13 protein-coding genes are annotated in these 21,923 nt (G+C 59.3%); 7 read left to right on the forward strand and 6 right to left on the reverse strand.

Features of this window, described 5'->3' with window-relative positions:
* Positions 1–52: 52 nt before the first annotated feature.
* The 7 genes from GF1_RS12555 to GF1_RS12585 all read left to right on the forward strand — a co-directional run bounded on the left by GF1_RS12555 (position 53) and on the right by GF1_RS12585 (position 9,845).
* Positions 53–553: a hypothetical protein gene (locus GF1_RS12555; protein ID WP_267926891.1), complete on the forward strand. Its 501-nt coding sequence runs from the start codon at positions 53–55 to the stop codon at positions 551–553.
* Between the two features lie 277 nt (positions 554–830).
* Positions 831–1,130, forward strand: coding sequence for an ArsR/SmtB family transcription factor (locus GF1_RS12560; RefSeq protein ID WP_267926892.1), 300 nt, complete (start codon positions 831–833; stop codon positions 1,128–1,130).
* Positions 1,131–1,383: 253 nt separating this feature from the next.
* Positions 1,384–4,002 (forward strand): efflux RND transporter permease subunit, encoded by a 2,619-nt coding sequence (locus GF1_RS12565; RefSeq protein WP_267926893.1) that lies wholly within the window; start codon positions 1,384–1,386, stop codon positions 4,000–4,002.
* Between the two features lie 29 nt (positions 4,003–4,031).
* Positions 4,032–4,823 (forward strand): outer membrane lipoprotein-sorting protein, encoded by a 792-nt coding sequence (locus GF1_RS12570; protein ID WP_267926894.1) that lies wholly within the window; start codon positions 4,032–4,034, stop codon positions 4,821–4,823.
* 6 nt (positions 4,824–4,829) lie between these two features.
* Complete coding sequence (locus GF1_RS12575; RefSeq protein WP_267926895.1) at positions 4,830–6,119, forward strand: hypothetical protein; 1,290 nt, start codon at positions 4,830–4,832, stop codon at positions 6,117–6,119.
* 67 nt (positions 6,120–6,186) lie between these two features.
* Positions 6,187–6,402, forward strand: a complete 216-nt coding sequence (locus GF1_RS12580; RefSeq protein WP_267926896.1) for a YgaP family membrane protein — start codon at positions 6,187–6,189, stop codon at positions 6,400–6,402.
* A gap of 176 nt (positions 6,403–6,578) precedes the next feature.
* Positions 6,579–9,845 (forward strand): AfsR/SARP family transcriptional regulator, encoded by a 3,267-nt coding sequence (locus GF1_RS12585; protein WP_267926897.1) that lies wholly within the window; start codon positions 6,579–6,581, stop codon positions 9,843–9,845.
* A gap of 62 nt (positions 9,846–9,907) precedes the next feature.
* Here the strand turns inward: GF1_RS12585 and GF1_RS12590 are convergent, their stop codons facing one another.
* The 6 genes from GF1_RS12590 to GF1_RS12615 all read right to left on the reverse strand — a co-directional run bounded on the left by GF1_RS12590 (position 9,908) and on the right by GF1_RS12615 (position 21,682).
* Complete coding sequence (locus tag GF1_RS12590; RefSeq protein ID WP_267926898.1) at positions 9,908–12,877, reverse strand: heavy metal translocating P-type ATPase; 2,970 nt, start codon at positions 12,875–12,877, stop codon at positions 9,908–9,910.
* A 250-nt stretch (positions 12,878–13,127) separates the two neighbouring features.
* A complete protein-coding gene (locus GF1_RS12595; RefSeq protein ID WP_267926899.1) occupies positions 13,128–17,387 on the reverse strand; it encodes a PEP/pyruvate-binding domain-containing protein in 4,260 nt (1,419 codons plus the stop codon).
* Positions 17,388–17,513: 126 nt separating this feature from the next.
* Entirely contained in the window at positions 17,514–17,978 is a 465-nt protein-coding gene (locus tag GF1_RS12600; RefSeq protein ID WP_267926900.1) for an Lcl domain-containing protein, read from the reverse strand.
* A gap of 83 nt (positions 17,979–18,061) precedes the next feature.
* Positions 18,062–18,655, reverse strand: coding sequence for a TetR/AcrR family transcriptional regulator (locus GF1_RS12605; RefSeq protein ID WP_267926901.1), 594 nt, complete (start codon positions 18,653–18,655; stop codon positions 18,062–18,064).
* Between the two features lie 142 nt (positions 18,656–18,797).
* Complete coding sequence (locus GF1_RS12610; protein WP_267926902.1) at positions 18,798–18,986, reverse strand: response regulator; 189 nt, start codon at positions 18,984–18,986, stop codon at positions 18,798–18,800.
* The gene (locus GF1_RS12615) at positions 18,983–21,682 is read right to left on the reverse strand and encodes a PAS domain-containing protein (RefSeq protein ID WP_267926903.1); all 2,700 of its coding nucleotides are present in this window, start codon (positions 21,680–21,682) and stop codon (positions 18,983–18,985) included. Before GF1_RS12615 ends, GF1_RS12610 begins: the two co-directional genes overlap by 4 nt.
* Between the last annotated feature and the right edge of the window lie 241 nt (positions 21,683–21,923).

Genomic DNA, 21,923 nt, shown 5'->3' on the forward strand with positions numbered 1-21,923 from the left:
ACTGGAAAAAGATCGGGTGCCGGCGACCATTCAAGAAAAAAAGGAATGAATTATGGCAGAGTTACTTGAAGAGCAGGTGCGAGAGGAACTGAGAAAGGGACAGAAAAAGGAAACCATCCTCGCCCGCCTGGCCACTCCGGAAAACCGGGATAATCTGATCTACATCCTCAACAACCTGCCCCTGGAATCCAGACGACTCCAGGGACGATGGCTCAACTACCTGCTGGTGATCCTGGTCCTGACCGTGACCGCGAAAAAGATCTACCTGATCGCCGTGTTGCTCCTGGCCGCGGTTAAACTCAACCAGTTCACTCCCCTGCTCCTCCTCGACCTCATCGTCCCGGCCATCAACTTCTACGTTATGCGCGAACTGCTCCGTTTCCACCGCCAGGGGTACCAGTTCATGACCGTACTCGGTGCCCTGGCCCTGCTGCGAGGCGAAAACCGTATTTTCCCGGACCTCTACCTCTACCTGGCCATCATAGCCCTGTCGCTCTTTCTCCTCTGGAAGATGTTTCCAGCCGGAGACAGGCTTCAGCCATCCGGTGAATAACACCCATGCGGACTCCCTCAGCCGACACAACGAAACATGAAAGCTGTTGTCCCTCTGGAAGGCGGGACGAGACTTTCATATAAAACCTACCGCTCCCGGGTCGGTCGTTGCCCGACCCCATCTCTTGGCTCCCGTCGTCCAGGGAAGAATCTGCGTCCGATGCCGCCGACCCGACCTTTCGGCAAGGAACAAAATCGGCCGAAACTCTTGACAACAGATCGTTAAGAGTTTAATTAAATTCTTTAATACTAAAGTAGCAGCCAACTCAGGAGGTATTATGGTTTATGGTCAGGTGGAAGACCTTTCCCGTCTTCTCAAATCCATATCCCATCCCATCCGGCTCAAGATCCTGTGCCTGCTCCAGGACCGGGAACTGACCGTGAGCGAGATCCGGGAGGCGGTGGAAACCACAGGGGCCAACATAACCCAGCATCTCAATATACTGCGTAACCAGGGCGTGATCTCGTACCGCAAGGACGCCAATTTCATCTACAACAAGATTTCGGACGAGCGGATCACCGAACTGATCAAGACCCTGCAGCAACTGTTCTGTGACAGCCAGGACAAGGAAACCTGAGGCAGGAGAAGAATTACGGAGAATCGAGACCAAGCCCGGCAGGAGCGGCAACACTCCATGCGTCCGGCAGGCAGGCTCCAGCCAGAAATCAAAAGAATAACCAGCATGGCTGGAGCATATTTCGGCACTGTCCAGCCACAACAGATAGCGAAGACTTCGAACCATGAAAATCACCCTGGCAACACCACGCTCTGGGGCGGTTTTCATTTAAACAACAAACATATAAATAACAAACAAGAGGCAGTAGCGATTCATGCATATCGGCAAACGGATGATACAGTTTTCCCTGGACAGACCCCGGGTGGTAACCGCCATCATGGTGCTCATGACCCTGGTACTCGGCGCCCTCATTGTCCGCGTTCATGTGGACACGGATCCGGAGAACATGCTCTCCAAGGACGAGTTTGTCCGTGTTTTCCATGACCGTACCAAAAAGGAGTTCAACCTCTATGACGTGGTCGTGCTCGGCATGGTCAATGAAAAGGATCCGGACGGCGTCTTCAATCCCGACAGCCTGAATAAGATCTATACCCTGAGCAAGTTTGCCGCGACCCTGGCCGATCCGAAAAATTCCCAGCGCCGGGTCGTGGCCCGGGACATCATTGCCCCGGACAACGTGGACAACATCGTCCAGGCAGGCCTTGGCCAAGTTCGCTTCGAATGGCTGATGCCCCAGCCGCCGGCCACCCGGGAAGAGGCCCGCAAAATCCGCGACGCCGCCCTGGACAACCCGCTCCTCAGGGGAACCCTGGTTTCAGAAGACGGCAAGGCCATCGCCATCTACCTGCCCATCACCCAGAAAGATTTCGCCCACAAGGTCCGCAAGGAGCTGCTGAAAAAAATCGCTGCGTTTGACCAGGGGGACGACCGGTTCTACATCACCGGGTTGCCGGTGGCCGAGGACACCTTTGGCAAGGAAATGTTTATCCAGATGGCCATTTCCGCGCCGCTGGCCATGGTGATGATCTTCCTGCTCATGTTTGTCTTCTTCCGCAAGCTGCAGCTCATCGTCTCGCCCATGATCATCGCCATGTGCACGGTGATTTCCACCATGGGGCTCCTGATCGGCACCGGTAACACCCTGCACATCATGAGCTCGATGATCCCGATCTTCATCATGCCCATTGCGGTGGTTGATTCCATCCATATCCTTTCTGAGTTCTTCGACGAATACCAGAACCAGAAGGACCGGCGCAGGACCATCGAACACGTGATGGACCACCTGTTCTCGCCCATGCTCTACACTTCGCTGACCTCGGCCGCAGGTTTCGCCTCCCTGGCCTTCACCCCCATACCGCCGGTCCAGGCCTTCGGCATCTTCGTCGCCATCGGCATCATGCTGGCCTGGCTCCTGACCATCCTCTTCATCCCGGCCTATGTGATGATGATGAAGGAGGAGAGCCTGGAGAACTTCGGGGTCACCGAACCGGTGGACCCGGCCAGCGACCGGTCGCTCATCAACCGTCACCTGCGCTGGATCGGTCGGATGGCCTCGGGCAAACCCTGGCTGGTCATCGGCTTCAATATCGCGGTCATGCTGGTGGGCGTGATCGGCATCACCATGATCCAGGTCAACGACAACCCGGTCAAATGGTTCAAGAAGACCCACGACATCCGGGTGGCCGACAAGGTGCTGAACTCCCATTTCGCCGGCACCTACGAAGCCTACCTGGTGCTCTCCGGCAAGGACCGGGAACTCTCTGTGGCCGACGCGGCCTCCTGGCTCACCACCCACCTCCGGCCTAAACTTGCCGGGATTCCGGACGTCGAGGGCCGGGCCCTGGAGCAGATAGCCCGGAGCGCGGAAGAGGTACAGACCGCCGCCGAACTGGCCGACCGCCTCAGCGACCTGTGGGAGGATGAACTGGACCGGGTGGCTGCGGACGACGACGCGGGCTATGACGCATGGTCCGCCGCCCTGGACAGCCTGGACGCCCTGCGCAACCGGGACCAGATATTCAAACGTCCGGATGTGCTCAACTATATTGCAGCACTCCAGCAGTACCTGGTGGACCAGGGCAATGTAGGCAAATCCAATTCCGTGACCGATGTAGTCAAAAAGGTCCACAAGGAGCTCTTCGAGGGGGATCCGGGCCATTACACTGTTCCCGACACGGTCAACGGCGTGGCCCAGGCCCTGATCTCGTTCCAGAACAGTCACAAGCCCGATGATCTCTGGCACCTGGTGACCCCGGACTACAAACGGGCCAACATCTGGATCCAGCTCCGTTCCGGAGACAACAAGGACATGGAAAAGGTGCTGGTGGACGTGGAGGACTACTTCAAAACCAATCCCCCGCCCCTGGAACTGGAACATAACTGGGCCGGTCTGACCTATATCAACGTGGTCTGGCAGGACAAGATGGTCACCGGCATGCTCAAGTCGTTCCTGTCGAGTTTCGCCGTGGTCTTCATCATGATGACCATCCTGTTCCGTTCCGCGGCCTGGGGGCTTTTGGCCATGATTCCCCTGACCTTTACCATCGGGGTCATCTACGGGGTCATCGGCCTTATCGGCAAGGATTATGACATGCCGGTGGCGGTGCTTTCGTCCCTGACCCTGGGACTGGCGGTGGACTTCGCCATTCACTTCCTCCAGCGGTCCAGGATGACCATGGCGCGGCTGCATGACTGGAAGAAGACGGTTCAGGAGATGTTCGAGGAACCGGCCCGGGCCATCACCCGGAACACCATCGTCATTTCCGTGGGCTTCACGCCGCTGCTGTTCGCGCCCCTGGTCCCGTACCAGACAGTGGGCATCTTCCTGGCCTCCATCATGTTCTATTCCGGCCTGGCCACCATGTGGATGCTGCCGGCCCTGCTCACCGTGCTGCAGGGATGGATTTTCCGCAAGGAACTCAAAAACTCCTGAAAAACAACTGATACCAAGAGGATTACGCCATGCAATACGCTCTCATGCTGCTCACCGCCTTCAGCCTGCTGCTACCCCCTGCCGGGGTACGGGCTGGCGACCTGACCGATGTGGAGGAAATCGTCAACCGGGCTAACCTGGCGGCCTATTATGCCGGCGACGACGGCCGGGCCGAGGTGACCATGACCATCACCGATTCCCAGGGCCGGGTGCGCAAGCGGCAATTTGTCATCCTGCGTAAAGACAAGCAGGACGGTGGAGAACAGTTTTTTTACGTCTACTTCAAAAAGCCAAGCGATGTGCGCAAGATGGTCTTCATGGTCCACAAGCACATCGGCCGCGATGATGACCGCTGGCTCTACCTGCCGGCCCTGGACCTGGTCAAGCGGATTGCCGCCTCGGACAAGCGGACCTCCTTTGTCGGTTCCAACTTCCTCTACGAGGATGTCTCGGGCCGGGGACTGGAGGAGGACGTCCACGAGCTGGTTGAAACAACAGACAGGTTCTACCTGGTAAAAAACACCCCGAAAGATCCGGACAGCGTGGAGTTTTCCGAGTACACGGTCTGGATCGATAAGCAGACCTTCATGCCGGTGAAAAGCGAATATCTGGATAAAAACGGACAGAAGTACCGGGTGGTGGAGGCCCTGGAACTCCGCGACATCCAGGGCTATCCCACAGTGATACGTTCACGGGCCGCCGACCTGGTCAATGGCAGCGAAACCGTGGCCGAGTTTGGCAGGATTAAATACAACATCGGCCTCAAGGACCGGATCTTCACCGAGCGCTACCTGCGCCGTCCGCCACGGGAGGTACGCTGACAGACCATGAAGTACAAGATCCCGATTCTGCTGTTCTCCCTGGTCCTGCTGGCCGGTGGAGCTAAAAACTGTACGGCCGCCGAGACAGCCGGCCTGGCCGAGAGGTTCTACGACCGTTTCGGTATCGAGACCAGGGGCTACCTGGAGGCCCTGGGCGGCCTGCGTACAGACAACGGGGCCGACGAGAAAGACGGCTCTGCCGGCGAGGTGCGGATGCAGCTCGAGCTGAGCGGGGAGATGGGACAAACCCTTTTCACCGTCAAGGGTGACCTGGCAGGCGACGCGGTCAGCGAGGAAATATCCCTGCAGCTGCGCGAGGCCAACATGCTCTTCTCCCCTGCGGACATCATGGATGTCAAGGTGGGCCGCCAGGTGCTAACCTGGGGTACCGGGGATCTGATCTTCATAAACGACATGTTCCCCAAGGACTGGCAGTCCTTTTTCATCGGCCGCGACGACGAATACCTCAAAAAGCCGTCCAATGCCCTGAAGACCAGCTTCTTTTTCGAAGCCTTCAACCTGGACCTGGTGCTCACCCCGCTCCTGGAAGGCTCGGAGTTCATCTCCGGCCAGCGGCTCTCCTACTACAACCCGCTGGCCGGACGGGTTGTCGGCCGGGACATGGTCATGGCAGTGGACGAACCGGAGAGCTGGTTCAGCCAGGGGGAAATCGCCGCCAGGCTGTCGAAACACGTATCCGGCGTCGAGCTGGCCCTGTATGGCTATTCGGGTTTCTGGCAGGAGCCGGAAGGTTTCGACCCGGCCAGAGGCGAGGCCATCTATCCGCGTCTCAACGTCTGGGGCGGCTCGGTGCGAGGGACGATTTTTGGCGGCATCGGCAACCTGGAGGCGGGCTACTACGACTCGGTCCATGACCAGGGCGGCCGCAATCCCCTGGTCCGGCCCTCGGAGTACCGCTTCCTGGCCGGGTTTGAGCGGGAACTGGCGCACGAGCTGACCGGCGGCTTCCAGTATTACCTGGAGGTTATCGACGGATACGACAACTACACCGAAAGCCTGCCGGCCGGAGCGCAGGCCCGTGACGAGCTCCGCCACCTGCTGACCATGCGCCTGACCCGGCTGCTCATGGACCAGAACCTGATACTATCCCTCTTTGTCTACTACTCGCCCTCGGACAACGACGGCTATGCCCGGCCAAAGGCCACCTACAAACTCACCGACCAGTGGCTGGTGGAAGGGGGACTGAACCTTTTCTGGGGCGAGCATGACTACACGTTCTGGGGCCAGTTTCGTGACAACTCCAATATTTACGCCAGGGTACGGTACAGTTTCTGACCAACGATCTGCAACTTGCAACCTTTAACTTTTAAAACTTTTAAATATAACTTCAAGGAGATACATCATGGTAGTCAACGACTGGGTTCACGTATTCGCCGGTTTTTTCATCCTCCTCAGCCTGGCGCTGGGTGTCGATGCAAGCCCGCTCTTTGTGAGCAAGTACTGGCTCTGGTTCACCGCTTTTGTAGGCGCCAACCTCTTCCAGTACGGCTTCACCAAGTTCTGTCCTCTGGCAATTATTCTTAAAAAACTCGGCATTCCGGAAAGCCGAAACTGCTAGTTCCGGCTTTTCTCTTCCTCTCTCTTTCCCCGGAAACCGCTGGGTTTCCGGGGTTTTTCTTTGACATTTCCCGCCTGTACCGCTATGTTTCGAGTTTTGGTCCCCCGTGCCTTATCCGATAATCCTCCCTTGATTTCCGCATGGCCGGGCCGTAACCATCAGCTCGCTTAGGCGTTATGCAACCACTCATTGGCCTGCGGCAGGCAATACCATCCAACAAGTTCTATCCTCCCCGCCTCGATGCGGCCAACAACCTGTTCCGTGACCAGCTGATCCAGGACATCGTCGAGCAGCAGGGACATTTTAAAAAAGTTCTCTTCATCGAGGCCCAGGCCGGACAGGGCAAATCCACCCTGGTGGCCCAGTTTCTCCAGCATGCCGACCTGCCCTTTGCCTGGTACCAGCTCGGTCCCGAGGATTCAGACCCTGTTCTCCTGCTGACCGCGCTGATTGCCGACATCAGCTGGCACCTGCCAGGCTTCAAATCCCCCCAGCTGATGAAGATCATCCGCCAGGGCGAAATCGGCCCCCTGGACATAAAAAGCTGTGTCAATATCCTGCTTGCCGACCTGGACCGATACCTGGCCGGGGAATTCTACCTGGTGTTCGATGACCTGCACCTGATCGAAAACTCACCCCTGTCCAGCACCCTGCTCGATCATCTCATCGACACCTCGCCACCCCATCTCCACTTCATCCTCATGAGCCGCCGACCACCGGTGCTGTCATCCAAGATCCTCCGCTACGGGACCGATGTCTTTTACCTGCGAAACGAAGACCTCAGTCTCTCTCCAGCCGAGGTGGAACAACTGATAACCAGTGTCCTGAAAAAGGAGATTTCCCGCCAGAAAGCCCTCCAGATCCATAATTTCACCGGCGGCTGGATCATGGGCATTCTGCTGGCCGCCCATCCCAGGCATGGTCTTTCCAGTATCCGAAACCGGAGCGACAAACCGAAAAATCCCTCCGCCGGCATGACCAGCGAGCAGATGATCCATTACTTCCGTGACGAGATCCTGGCCAACATCCCCGAAGACATCCACCTGCCCCTGCTCAAGCTCGCCTTTCTCGAAGAAATCCCGGTGGTGCTGGCCGCCCGGATCACCGGCAACCACGATATAGGCGATATCCTGACCCGGATGATGCACGACAATTTCTTTGTCCTGCCCCTGGACGACACCCGCCAGGTCTTCCGCCTGCACCACCTCTTCCAGGAATTTCTCCAGCACCAGGCCCGCAAGATCCTCGGCCAGGAGGAGATCAACAGGACCTACCACGAGGCTGCCAACTTCTACCTGGTTCAGAACCAGGTAGAAAAAGCCCTGAGCTGCTACCTGCGGGCCGGCGACTATCAGGCCATGGAGGAGATCATCAAACTGGAGGGATTGCACCTGCTGGCAAGAAACCGCACCGTCACCCTGCTGACCCTGATCAAGTCCATCCCCGAAAAACACCTGTTTGAGTACGGCTGGCTTACCTTGCTGGGCAGCCTGGTCTTTGCCGACTTTCATCCCAGGAAAATTCTACCCCTGCTGAAGGCGGCCCGGGACCGTTTTACCAGCCAGGAGGACGAGATCGGCGAACTGCTGACCCTTTCCCATCTGCTCTACTATCATTTCGTGGTCTCCGGACTCTACCGCACCGGCTCCGATCTCCTGGAGCGCACAGCCAGGCTTTTCATACGCCACCAGGACCATCTTCCTGTCCATGCCCGGATCATGGTGGCCCGGAACATCGCCGCAGGCTACTCTTTTTTCAACTCTGAGACGGAAAAGGCCAGGGAATACGCGATCATGGCCCGGAACCTGGCCATCCGTCACGACATCCGCAACTGTATCGTCTCCACTCGTTTTGTCTGCGGCTATACCGAGTCCCTCACCGGCAACATGAACCAGCAGCTCCGGGAGATCGAACTCACCTTTCCCATGCTCTACGATCCCCTGGTGGGTCGATCCAACAAGCTGACCCTGCTGGTCCTGCAGCTCAACTTTCTCACCAAGTACGGCCATTTCACCAGCTTTTGCAGCCTGCAGCAGCGTATCCGCCAGGACGTGGATGCGGGCATTGTCGAGCAGACAGTGACCGGCCCTTATTTCTACGTCTGGGGCGCGGCCAATTTCATTGCCCAGGGAAAGAACGACCGGGCCCTGGAACTGCTGCTCTCCGGGTTCGATTCCTCCAACGCAGCCCAGATCCCCCACATGCGCAGCCAGTTTCTCCAGTGGCTGGCCTATCTCCATGCCCTGCTCGGCAACCGGGCAGAGTCCTGTAAATGTGCCCTGGAATCCATGGAGCTGCGCCGGACAGCAGGGGGACCCTTCTACGAGGCCCTCAACCACATTGTCCTCGGGGCCGCCCATGCCCGGCTGGAGATGTTTGGCGAGGCAAAAGAGCTGCTTGAAAAGGGCCGACGCCTGGCCACCACCATTCCCTCGCCCTACCTGCGGGCCGTCTCGCTCATGCACCACGCCTGGATCCATCTCCAGGAAGAGCAGGAAGACAGCGCGGCAACACTGCTGCAGGAGGCCCTGGAACTCATGCACCGCCACGGCTACACCTGTTTCTGGACCTGGGAACCCAGGGCCATGAGGGAACTGCTGCAGTTCGCGGTCCGCCATGACCTGGAAGCGGAGTTCGCCGGCCACCTGGCCCGCGAGCGGCTCGACATCGCCTTTGACAGTCGGGGCAACACCATCCCCCTGCTCCATTTTTCCATACTTACCGCCCTGACCATCCGCCAGCAGGGCCGTGAACTCTATACGGCCCAGTCCTTCACCCCGGCCCAGCGCACCCTGCTGGGCATGCTGCTGGCCAGCCCGCACCGCCAGCTTGGCCAGGAACACATCCAGCTCGCCCTGTGGCCCGACAGCCCGCCGGACAAGGCCAGATCCAAGTTCGATACCCTGCTCATGCGGCTACGCCGGGCCCTGGGCTCTCGCCTCACCGTACCGGTGAAACATTACCTGAGTATGCAAAAAGGTATTCTCAGCCTGGAAAACTGCCGGGTGGACGCCGAGGAGTTCATGCAGCAGGCCTCCACCGGCCTGAGTCTTGTCTCCACGGAAAGCTGGTGGCAGGCCGGCAATGCCTTTGAGCAGGCGCTTGGCCACTGGCCGACCACCACGGACTGTTTCGCCGCCACCATGCCGGGCAGCTACCACGACGGCCTGGTCAACCTGCTGACCCGGATCGGCCGGACCTGGGCCAGCTCGCTCGACACCATGCATCGCAGCCAGGACGCCATCTCAGTCCTGACCAGGATCCTGGCCCACGACCCCATGGATGACCGGCTCATCGCCCTGCTCTACGGGCTCTATATCCGCAACAATGAAATGCTCAAAGCCAAGGAACTGCTCATTGACTACCGCCAGACCCTGCGCGATCTCGGGTACGACCAGGACCAGATCGACGACCTGCTCTTCGGTGTGGTTTCCAGAGGATAGGCCCCGGTGACCGCCCGGCACCACCGGTCACCGGATCCCGACCGGAAAGCGGACGGTATCTGTTACCTATCTGGCCTGAAAAAACGCAGCCGGTTGGCATTGGTGACCACGGTCACCGAGGAAAGGGCCATGGCGGCCGAGGCGAACATGGGCTGGAGCAGCCAGCCGGTGAAGGGATAGAAGACTCCGGCAGCCAGCGGAATGCCCACGACATTATAGATAAAGGCGCCAAAGAGGTTCTGCTTTATATTGCGGATGGTGGCGCGGGAGATGGAGATGGCGATCCAGACCTGGGCCAGGGAATCCCGAGCCAGGGTGATATCGGCATTGTCGATGGCCACATCCGTGCCCGAACCGATGGCGAACCCGGTATCGGCCCGGGCCAGTGCCGGGGCGTCATTGACCCCGTCCCCAACCATGCCCACCCGGTAGCCCTGCTCCTGGAGCGCCTCGACCACGGCCAGCTTATCGGCCGGCATCACCTCGCTGTGGACCTCGGAGATACCCAATTCCCGGGCCACGGCCTCGGCGGTGACCCGGTTATCGCCGGTACACATCACCACCGTAACCCCCTTTTTCTGCAACGCCTGGACGGCGCCCCGGGAATCCTCCCGCACAGGATCGCGCAGGATCAGCAGGCCGAGAACCCGCCGGCTTTCGGCCAGCCATATGGGGGTCCCCCCGGCCGCTGCCTCCCGGCGGGCTGTTTCCTCCAGGTCTCCAGGCAGGGGAAGGTCCTGATCGCGCATGAAGAGGTGGCTGCCGAGCAGACAGGTCCTTCCCTGGATCTCACCCTGCACTCCCCGACCGGCAACGGCTGAAAAGTTCGTAACCGGCGCATTCTGGTTCTCCTCCCCTTCTCCGGCCCGGATAATCGCCTCGGCCAGGGGATGTTCGGATCCCTTTTCCAGGCTGGCGGCCAAGGAAAGAATGGTTTCCCTGGCTACCCCCGGCACGGGGAAGACATCGGTGACCTCGGGCCGTCCCAGGGTCAGGGTCCCGGTCTTGTCCACCACCAGATGCGTCAGCGTGGCCGCGCTCTGCAACCCGTCGGAGTTGCGGATAAGTACGCCCAGCTCGGCGGCCCGGCTGGTTCCCACCATGATGGCAATGGGCGTGGCCAGACCGAGTGCACAGGGACAGGCAATGACCAGGACGGCGATACCGGTGGTCAGGGCATAGGCCAGCCTGGGATCGGGAGCCACGGCCAGCCAGACCAGGAAGGTGAGGATGGCAAGAACGATCACCACCGGCACGAACACCGATGACACCCGGTCCGCCAGCCGGCCGATGGGCGGTTTGGACATCTGCGCCCGCCGGACCATGGTGATGATATGGGCCAGTGTGGTCTCATCTCCCGGTCGGGTGACCCGCAGGACAAAGGAACCGGACCTGTTCATGGTCCCGCCGGTCACCGGATCGCCGACCCCTTTCTGGACCGGCAACGGCTCACCGGTAAGCATGGACTCGTCCACCGTGGACCGCCCCTCCACCAGCTCGCCGTCAATGGGTATCTTTTCACCGGGCCGCACCCGGATCAGATCTCCGGGACCAAGCAGGGATACGGGCACGATCTTTTCCCGTTCACCCCGCACCACGGCCGCATCTTTCGCCCGCAGCCCGACCAGCGAACGGATCGTCTCGCTGGTGGTGCGCTTGGCCCGGATCTCCAGGGCATGGCCGAACTGGAGAAAGGCGAGTATCATCACCGATGCGTCCAGGTAGAGATGACTCTCGCGGCCGGGGATGAAATCCGGATTGATGATGATAATCACCGAGGCAATCCAGGCGGCCGCCGTACCCAGGGCCACCAGGGTATCCATGTTGGCGCTCCGGTGGCGGGCCTGCTTCCAGGCCGAAACATAGTACCGGCGGCCACTGAAATACATGGTGGCCAGGCAGACCAGGGCCATTCCACCCCAGAACAACTGGTTATCGCGGACAGGGGGGAAAAGCCCGCTCATCTTGCCGGCCATGAGACCAAAGCCCACCAGGGCCGCCACCAGGGCCCGCTGCCATGAGCGGCTGATCTCGCGCCGGGTCTCCCGGGCCTCCCGGGCATAGGGGTCTTCCAGTTCCTCCTCGATCCGGGCCTGGATTCCATTATCCTCCAGCAGAATCAGGAGATCGGCCGGGTGGAGGGTGGTACGGATCCGGAGACCCTGTTCGCCGACCTCCACTTCGGCCCCGGGATCCCGGTCCAGGACCAGTTGCCGGGCCGCATCCCGGCGGGCGGGATCGGCCGGAAGAAGAAAAAAAGTGTCTGGGCCAGACCTGGCAGCCAGGGCCGCCTCATATCCCTGGTCCCGGATTGCCTGGACCACGGCGCCGGGATCACCACCGGTTACCCGGGCCCGCTTTTCCACCAGGTTGACGCTCACCCCGCTCACACCCGGGACCGAACGGGCCGCCGCCTCCACTTTGGCCACACAGGCGGCGCAGGTTATATCCCGAACCTCTATTTCATAGCTCCCATCATCGTCTGCCTTCCCGGTACCGGTGGCCAGGATGGCATCCCCCCCGGCCGGTTCGGCCGCGTAGCCGTGTTCACGGATGACCTGGAGCACCTCATCGAGGTTACCGCCTTGAACAAAAACCTTTTTCTCCACCAGATTGACCGCCACCTCCCGGACTCCGGGGACCGAGCGGACCGCCTGCTCCACCTTGGCCACGCAGGCGGCACAGGCCATATCCGAGACAAGAATCTCGTATTCCCGCGCCGCAGACCGGGCAGAACCGTTACCGGAAAGAGAAGACGGTCCAGACGCCGGTTCCCCCATTTCCTTCAGGGGATGGGCCTCGTAGCCGGCCGCGCTGACTGTCCGGGCCACCTCACCGGGATCACCGCCCAGGACCAGCAGGGAGCCTTTTTCCAGATCGACCTCGGCCCGACGGACGCCGGGCACGCTCTTTGCCGCTGTTTCCACGCTCTGCCGGCAGTGGCTGCAACTCATGCCTGCCACCGAAAACAGGTGCATGTCGGGTTCCCTGGTCTTTTCCATAATCTCCGTGGTCTCCTGGCTTTCTACCATGGTTTTTCCCCGAATCCGTGACGGAAAATTATCATTTCCCTGCTATCTATCTTGAGTCACTATTAAAAATAAAAATAATCAGAGGTGTTCCTTTTCACCCATAACAATGGAGCCGCCCTTCGGGAGCTGTACTTTCGCCGCATCCGCTGCGTCATCAACCCCTTGATAGAGCGTCACTCTAATCAATAGGCCTCTTCCTTGCGTATACGTATACGGCGAAATTCCAGCTTCACGGACTCAGGATATTTTCCTAAATCGGCAGGATATGGACCTCTTCCCGCACCGGATGCATTCCGTCGATCACCAGTCCCTGGCGACCGTCAATGGAAATGGGATCGCCGAAACTGATCCGGTGGTTACCGATCTCGCAGTACTCCCTGGACTCATAGACCTGGAGGTCCCGGCAGCCGACCACGCAGGTCTTTTCCAGCCGGGTGGCCACCACCGAGGCGTGAGAGGTCTGGCCGCCGCGTGAGGTGAGCAGCCCGTCGGCCAGGGAGATCTCCCGGATATCCTCGGGCACCGTATCCTGGCGGATGAGGATGAGCGGGGTTTCCGGGTCCCGGGCCCGAAGCTGCCGGATGTTGTCCTCGGTAAAAACCGCCCGCCCCGAGAGAGCTGATCCCGAAACCCCGATACCCTTGCCCAGCAAGGCCTTTTTCAGCGATTCCGTCTCCTCGAAGACCTTGAACCGTTCCTTTTTCTTGATGGTTATCATGTCCCGGGTCTGGAGGATGTAGAGATCATCGGGGGAGGGACTTTCAAAGGTGAATTCGATCTCCTGGGGGTTCCACTCCTTGGTGTAGACCAGGTCCCTGGCGATCTCCAGCAGCCGGGCGTAAATCTCGGGGAACCGCCGCTCCAGGGAATTTTCCACCGACCGGCCGTCCAGCTTGGCCTGTTCCACCGACACCGGGTAGCTCGTGACCAGGCCGGAGACGATGTCCTCGCCCTGGTCGCCGGGCGCATAGTCGCCCCACAGGGCCACCCGCCGCACCTTGCGATAGGGATGGGCGGTAAAGAGAACCCCCGAGCCCGCCTGGGGCCCCAGATTACCGTAGACCATGGCCTGGACGATCACCGCCGTGCCCCAGTCGTCGGACACATCCATGATCCGGCGGTAGTCCCGGGCCTTTTCCGTATTCCAGGACGCCAGGACCATCTCCACCGCCTCGATAAGCTGCAGCCAGGGATCATCGGGCACCTTGAAGCCGCTCCTGATCACCCGGTCGCGGTAGCAAAGAGCCAGCTCCCGCATCTGGTCGTCCGAGAACTCCCGTTTGAGGTGGACGCCGTATTTTTCCTTGTGACCGTTCATAATCTCCTGGAACACATCCCGGCCCATGCCCTGGGCCATGGCCCAGGACTGGAGAAAGCGGCGGAAATTATCCCAGATGAAATAGGCCTGGTCGGGATGGAGGCTGACAAACTCCTCCACCATGTCCTCGTTGAGGCCCACGTTATGGATGGTGGTCATCATCCCGGGCATGGACATGGCAGAACCGGAACGGACCGAGAGCAGCAGCGGCTGATCCGGATCACCGAAGGTTCTACCGGTGCGCTCCTCGAGCTCATTGATGGAGTCGCGCACCCTCCGCATGAATTCGTCCCGGGCCCGGCCAAACCGCTGAACCGCGGGCCAGCAGCGGAAGATCTCGGTGGTGATGATAAAGGCGGGCGGCACCGGCTTGTGATCATTGGCCAGTACCATCAGGTTAAACCCCTTGTTGCCGAGATGGATCAGGTTATGGGTCCGCAGGTTCTCGTTGTAGAGCGAGCTGATGGTTTTTTCCGGGTTATAAGTCATGAGCAGATCCAGGGACTGCTCGTCGAGGATATCCTTCTGGGCCTCCATGGTCTGGATGATCCGGAGAATGAAGTTGTCCAGGTGCTGGAGCCCGAAGGTGGAAGCGATCAGGTCACGGAAAAAGGACTCGGACAGCCGGTGAACGCTTGCGACCAGGTCTTCGTCGTCCCACAGAGAACGGTAGCGGGTCAGGAGGTTTTCCTTGCCTATCTGCGGGATGATGATCGAGAGGTTGTTCTGGTGTACATTGGTGTAGTAGGCGTAGATGATGTCCTTGACCCCCTCGGACAGACCGCGGACAATGTCCAGGTGCTGGGTGTAGGTGAACCGCTTGATACCGATGGAGGAGGAGAGGAGGCTTGCGTAGGTGTCGAGCCTCCGGCTGGTGATGCCGTCCACCTTGAGGGCCCGCAGGTAGAGGCGAAGGCAGCGAACGATACGGAAAAAGGTGGCCTGGGTGATGAATTCCAGGTTGATGGTCTGGGAGAGTTTTTCCAGGTAGATGTTGGCCAGGTTCTCCAGCCGGAAGGTCAACCCCAGGGCATCGAACTTGCGCTCGGAATAGCGGCCGTACACCGACGGGATGTCCACGGCGATATGGCGCTTGTAGTATATCTCCTCGCGCGGCTCGAACCGCTCCGGACTGAGGATGATCTCCTTGAGACGCTCCAGATGGGTGAGCAGGGCATCGAGACAGTGGTAGGCGTCGCAGTTGTCCAGGATCTCCAGCAGGTCCTCCATCTCGGGAAAACCTGACCGGGCCGCATGGCGCAGCTGGTTCCGCAGTTCCTGCATGCCCAGATTGTACTTCTGGTGCAGGAGCTTGAACATCCGGACCAGGAGTTCAAACCGGCGCCGCTCCACCGCTCCGATATCCTGCTGCTGTTCCAGCCAGGACCACCGCTTCTGATCCTGCCACTGGAGGAGATCCTGCATGGAGTCAAAACGCAGCTCCCGGCGGATTCGCAGGGTCAGCCGGTGCATGTCATCGACAAAGGGGCCGCTGGTTTCCACCTGGCTGAGCACCTCGTCGGGCAGAAACGGCCGCAGGACCTTTTTGTCCAGGGTGGACCAGAAGGTGAAGATGGCCTTGATGAAGTCGACGATGAGGTTGGAGGACTCCACATGGCTCTGCTTGCGGAGAAAATGAATCAGCCGGTCGCGCCGCTTGTGGACCTCGTCGAGCTCGGTGGAGACCTCGCGCAGCTCGCCCTCGGCCCCGATCTCGTTGAAAAAGACCGGCATCAGCTTGGTGAACTGCTTGGCCAGGTTGTAGATCGGGGAGATGGGGTGGTTGAGCAGCTCGGTGATATCGCGCTGGAAGAGGTCGGTATCCTTGACGCAGGTTCCGGAGAGCTTGATATTGATGATCAGGGCGGAAAACAGGGTGGAGCACCACTTGGGCTCCTGCATGATCAGGTTCAGCCAGACCCGGATATTGGCCAGGTGGGCCGGGTTGGTGATCGGCTGCCAGTCCTCGTCCACCCCCCGGACATTGGCATACTGGAACCCGAAACGGACCGCTTCCCACAAAAACGCCTCCACCAGGCGCGAGTTGCCGCGTTTGAACACCTCGCCGCCGATAACCTGGATACACTGGAGCGAAGTGTGCGGGTACTTGCGGACATTGGCCTTGAGCAGTTGAAAGGTGGTGACAAAAAACTGCTCTATTTCCTCAAACGACTGCTTCCGGATGAGCTGAACCAGAGAGCGGTTTATCTCGCGCAGGGTCTCCTCGTGGATCAGGTAGAGTCCGGCGGTATCCATGATCCGAAAGAGAAAGACCAGTTTCCGGTTCTCGATAAAGGCGCGTCCCTGCTCATCCCCGGGCAGTTCGCGGGCCAGACGCCCGGGAATGGCCCGGTAAAGCCGGACGATATCCATATGATTGGGCAGTTCGAGGATGGCCCGCAGGGCCGCCAGGGGATCCGGGTCGATATCGATCGCCTCCAGAGTGGCCAGGTGGCGGCGCATGGTATCGTGGGATATGGCCTCCAGCAGCGAGCCCGCCTCCCAGTTGTCGCAGAAGCTGCCGCACTGATTGATGAACCACGGCTGCGGATCCTCTTCGCTGAGCCAGTAGCGGTAGTTGAGCTGCAGCACCTTTTTCATCAGCCGGGCCATGGGCGCATAGTCGAAATCCACGCCCCCCTGGCCGGCGAACGAGACCAGGCGCAGGGCCATCTTTTTCATCGGATGATGTCCCTGGACCATGTACATCATCACCTCGGGGCTCAGGATCTGGTCCAGTTGTTCCAGCTTCTTGAAATAGCTGTTGAGCACCTCCTGGTAGCGAGCCAGGCCCGGCGGGTCCATGGCGGTGAGCAGCTTGTCGGTATAGGCGAGCATTGCCTCCATGATCTGCCCGGCCAGCTTGCCGTAGCGGCGACTGTCGGCCAGGGCCTCGAGAAAGATGGAGGTGAAGAGAGCAAAGGCCTGCGGTCCCTGCCCGTGTTTCTGGTAATGGACCAGATTCTTGAGCACAAAGGCACGCAGCTCCGGGATGATCAGGGTCCAGTTGCGGTAGGGATGGCTGATCTCGTAGAGCAGATTTTCCAGTTTACCCGATATCCCATGGTACCTGCGGACAATGTCGAGCAGGACCTGGTATTCCGGCCTGATGGTCACCTCGCCGGCGGTCTCGGCCAGGTTGGCCTTCAGGGCATCGGATTCTATGGGGTCGGGGACAAGCGGTGTATTCATGTGTCACCTGAGCGTGCATATAGAGGCAGGAAGATAGACAGACGACAGACCTTCTGAGTGTATCACACTTCCTGCCCCCGGGGCAATCGCATCTTCAGGTGCGCCACCGATCCGTGGCCGGACCGTTCAGGGCCTGATTGCCCGGACCCGGCCCTTTTTCTTCGGGATATAGCGTCGCTCCGGATCGCAGTTATCATCCAGCTCCCAGGTTCCAACCCGGCCGTCCTGATCCGGCTCATCGGACCAGTAAGTGCCGTCAACCTGGAAATCACAGTCACCGTTCTGGTGAAGGTCAAAAATCATGTAAAGTTCGTAGAGCTCTGTCACCGTGGGCAGGCGCCAGTCGGAGTAGCCCGCAGTCATGAGGCCGGCGACATGGGCCTGGGCCTGTTCCAGAGACCTGAAGGTCTTACTTGCCTCGACCTGCCACATTTTTCCGCTCCGGATATCGACGCAGGCGCCATTGCCCAAATCTTTGAGACGCTGCCCCGAGGGCAGGGACAAGCCGGTCACCTGCGGCGACGAAGGTGCGCTGCAGCCAGCCAGAGCGAACGAGAGTACCAGTCCGGCCAGGATCGTGTACAGTTTCATAAAAACATCTCCCAGGAAGTGCGTTGCGGAACCCCGGGTCAAGGATCCCTGTTGTACCGGAGCCCTGACCGGGCAGCGGCAGTCTATCTTTCAAGCCCCAGCAGGGCCCGAACCGCCAGGATACAGTCTTCCAGTCCGGACCGGTTCTTGTAGACCCGGGAAATCATGATACCACCCTCCATGATGGCCACCACGGCGGTGGCCAGGGCCGGGGGAGGTATGCGACTGGCAAGGAGACCGTCCTCGCAGGCCTGCCGGAGATTCTTTTCCAGCAGATCGCTCCAGGAGGAAAACACCTCGCGGATTATCCCGGCAAAGCGGGAGTTCGTGTCCGTCATCTCCAGGGCCGTATTGCCAAACAGGCAGCCACCGACGAAATTCGCCTCCTGCATCAGATCCATGATCACCCTGCAGGAGTTGACCACCCGGGACAGGGGATCTTCGCCCTGGAGGGATTCTTCCAGAATCTGGAAAAACTCGTCCCGGGCATCAAGGAGCACCGCCAGACCCAGGGCCTCCTTGCTGGGAAAGTGGTAATAGAGGTTCCCTTTCTTGACCCCCGTGGCCTCGATGATGGCATTGATGCTGGTGTTCTGGAAACCGTGGAGGGTGAAGAGTCTCCGACTCTGCCTGATGATATGTTCGCGAGTGACCTCGCCTTTTCGTTTCTCATTCATTTTTTTACCAACCGTTTGGTACAAAATAAGCCCAACAGGAATAAGAAGTCAAGAACTATTCCTGAAACCAGGGACGAACGGATGATCTGGCGTCCACAGCCGGCAGTCAGGCCCGGAGCAGGGGTATCCAGGGCCACCCGGGTCAGCGGGCCAGGACCCGACGCATTGCCCTGCCCAGCTCCTCCAGGGTATAGGGCTTGGCAATAAATTCGCACACGCCGAGCTCGAGAGCCCTGGTTACTTCACTGTCTTCAGCCAGGCCACTGGCGATCAGGGCTTTCTGTTCCGGATAGAGTTCCCGTACCTTTTCATAGGTCTGCCGACCGTTCATGCCCGGGACATCATCATGTCAAGCAGCAGGACATCGACCGGATGGTCCTGTATCCAGGCAATGGCCTCTTCTCCGGAAGAAGCCGTATGGACGGTGTACCCCAGTACGGAGAGCATTTTTCGGACCATGATCCGCTGTTCCTCGTCGTCATCCACCACCAGTACCGTTCCGCTGCCCCGGATGTTTTCCAGAGAATCTGGTCTCTCCGTGCCAGCGGGTCGGTCAGCCTCCTCCCGGTGCGCCGGGAGGTAGATGGTGAAAACCGTCCCCTTCCGGTCGCTGTTCACGGTGAGCAGACCACCATGCTCCTGGACCGTGTTCCAGACAATGGACAATCCCAGTCCGGTGCCGGAATGCCCCAGTTCCTTGGTCGAATAGAACGGCTCAAAGATATGCGGTAGATGCTCCGGCCTGATGCCCGGGCCGGTATCCCGGATCTCAAGAACCACAAACTCGTCGGCGGTGATCTCCTCGTCGGCCTGCGGTGGCCGGCCCGCATGGTTGTAGGTACGGATGGAAACGGTCCCGGGGCCATTCAGGGCCTCCATAGCATTGCCGACCAGGTTCATCAGGATTTTGAGGATATGGGTGGCCGAACAGCGACACGACCAGCAGTCCCGACCAAGCTCGACATTGACCGTCCCCTCGGGACACCGGGAACAGAGCTCGGCATACTCCGGCGAGGCAATGTACTCCTGCACAAGGCTGTTAATGGAGACGATCTCTTTTTCCAGGGCAATGCCCCGGGCCATGGTCAGCAGGTCGGCCACCACGTCAGCGGCGTGCTGGCCTGCCTGTTGAAGTTTTGTCAGCAGCTCCTGGACCTCGCAATCATCGGGAAGCTTGAGCCGCAGCAGTTCCGGATAATTGATCACCCCGGAAAGGATATTGTTCAGATCATGGGCCACCCCGCCGGCCAGCAGACCGATGGCCTCCAGTTTCTCGGCCCGGCGCAGTTTCTCTTCCGCCTCTTTCTGGGCGGTGACATCCCGGCCGATGAACAGGACCCCGGAAAAACTTCCTTCCTGGTCAGTCATGGTGGATATCTGGGCATCGAGGATATAATCCCCGTGCTGGAGCTGGAACTGGCAGGAGGCAAACTCGGACAGGCCGTCCATGACCTTTTCCAGCATGGAGGAGACCCCGCTTCCATGCCTTGAGAGAAGGGCCCTGATGGACTGACCGATAATCAGATCCGGCGGATAGCCAAGGAGGCGTTCCACCGCGGGATTGCAGTAGGTTATGGTCAGGGTGTCGTCCGTGGCGACAATGGCGGTGTTTCTCGACGCCTCGAGGATGGATTGCAGATAGAGAAGATTCTTCCGTGCCTGCTGTTCCACGATCTTTCGCTGATTGATGTTACGGGCCACATGGACCGCACCGATGAACCGGTTGTCATCGTCATACAGCGGCGACAGGGTTACGTCGAAATAACACCCCAGTCTTTCATACAACATCTCCTGGCTGCAGACCTTGTGATCTGCCTGCACTGTTGTGTAAGGACAGAATTCTGGTTTTTCCTCCTGGCCGCAGAACAGCTCGTAACAGTATCGTCCCAGAACTTCCTCCATGGCAAGCCCCATTGCTTCCGGCAGCCGCCTGTTGGCTCGGACAATACGGCACTCCCGGTCCAGAATGCTGATAAATTCAGGGACCGCATCAACGGTCCGCTCCCATTCTTTCTCAGCCCTGCAAGCTGCGGCCTCTGCCTTTTTACGGCTGACGATCTCCGCCACCAGGGAACTGCTGATCCTGCCAAAACGGAGATAGAGAACAAGCAGGACACAGGTGGCCAGGGAAAGAAGAATTACCGCCGAGCGGCGGAAAAAGGCAGCTCGCTGCTGAAGGAAGGGTGATATGTCCTGCAGGGCGACAATCCCGCCCACCGGAAGGCCCTGGTAGTTCCGGAACAGGAAATGGGCGTGGAGCAGATAGGTCGTACCATCGATAACAAGCTGCTGGTCCCCCCTGTCCAGGTGCAGGGTGGTCGGCAGCCGGCTGAAAATCTCGTGGTTGCGGACCTGAAGGGAGAATCCCCCAAACCGCTTGAGGCCGGAGACGACCGTGGAGGACGTGCTCTCCACCAGGTCGGAGCGAAAAAAAACAGACACCGGAGCATTGATCTTTTTGCTCAAAAGGTCAAGAAACTGGCAGGCCTTGATTTCATATTCCAGCGCCCCGATATAGGTGTCACGATAAAAAACCGGTTGGACAATGCGGTAGACCAGGCCCTGTGGGCCAAGTTCATAGCCCGCCTGCTGGGTTCCCTGATGGTTGACCGCCACCAGCACCGGTCTTTTCTCCCTCTGATCATCGCCAAACAGAGACGGATTGTCCATACGGAGAAACACCGTACCATCAGGCAGGTAGAAGTACATGCCCACGAAAAGACTGTTCTGGGCCCGCAGAGCGGTATAGCCGGGCAAGACCCTGCGGTAGAGCAGATCACGGTCACGGGCGGCAAAGGCGGCGATAATGCCCGGCGAGTTGGCCAGCAGCTGACTGATTTTTTCACCAAACGGTATAAAGGAGAGTTCCTCCACCGCATCAATCGCCTCATTGAACTTATTCTCGGTCACCTCCACCACCAGATCAAGAAGCCGGTCATAATGGTTCTTTCCCTGGTAGAGATAGATGGCTGAGAAAAAGAAGAAGGTCAGCCCGACAAAAAAAATTACCCTGTAGCGCTCACTCATTGGCAACCACAACAGTGATGATCATGACGCCCTCCTGAAAGCGGCCCGGGCAGAAGGGAACCATAACGAGCATCCCCTGGTTTTCTCCCCTTACATGGTAAATTTTTGCTCAGCGAACGCTGATCTTCAGCCTTCCTTGGAGCAGACTGACGGCGATCTCCTGAGTGTTGGCGGCCTGTTCCTCCATGGCTGCGGAAGCGCTGCCCTGGTCACTGGCCCATCCGGGTGGACCCCGGTCAAA

Origin of the sequence: Desulfolithobacter dissulfuricans, from assembly GCF_025998535.1 — a bacterium.
GTDB classification, from domain to species: domain Bacteria; phylum Desulfobacterota; class Desulfobulbia; order Desulfobulbales; family Desulfobulbaceae; genus Desulfolithobacter; species Desulfolithobacter dissulfuricans.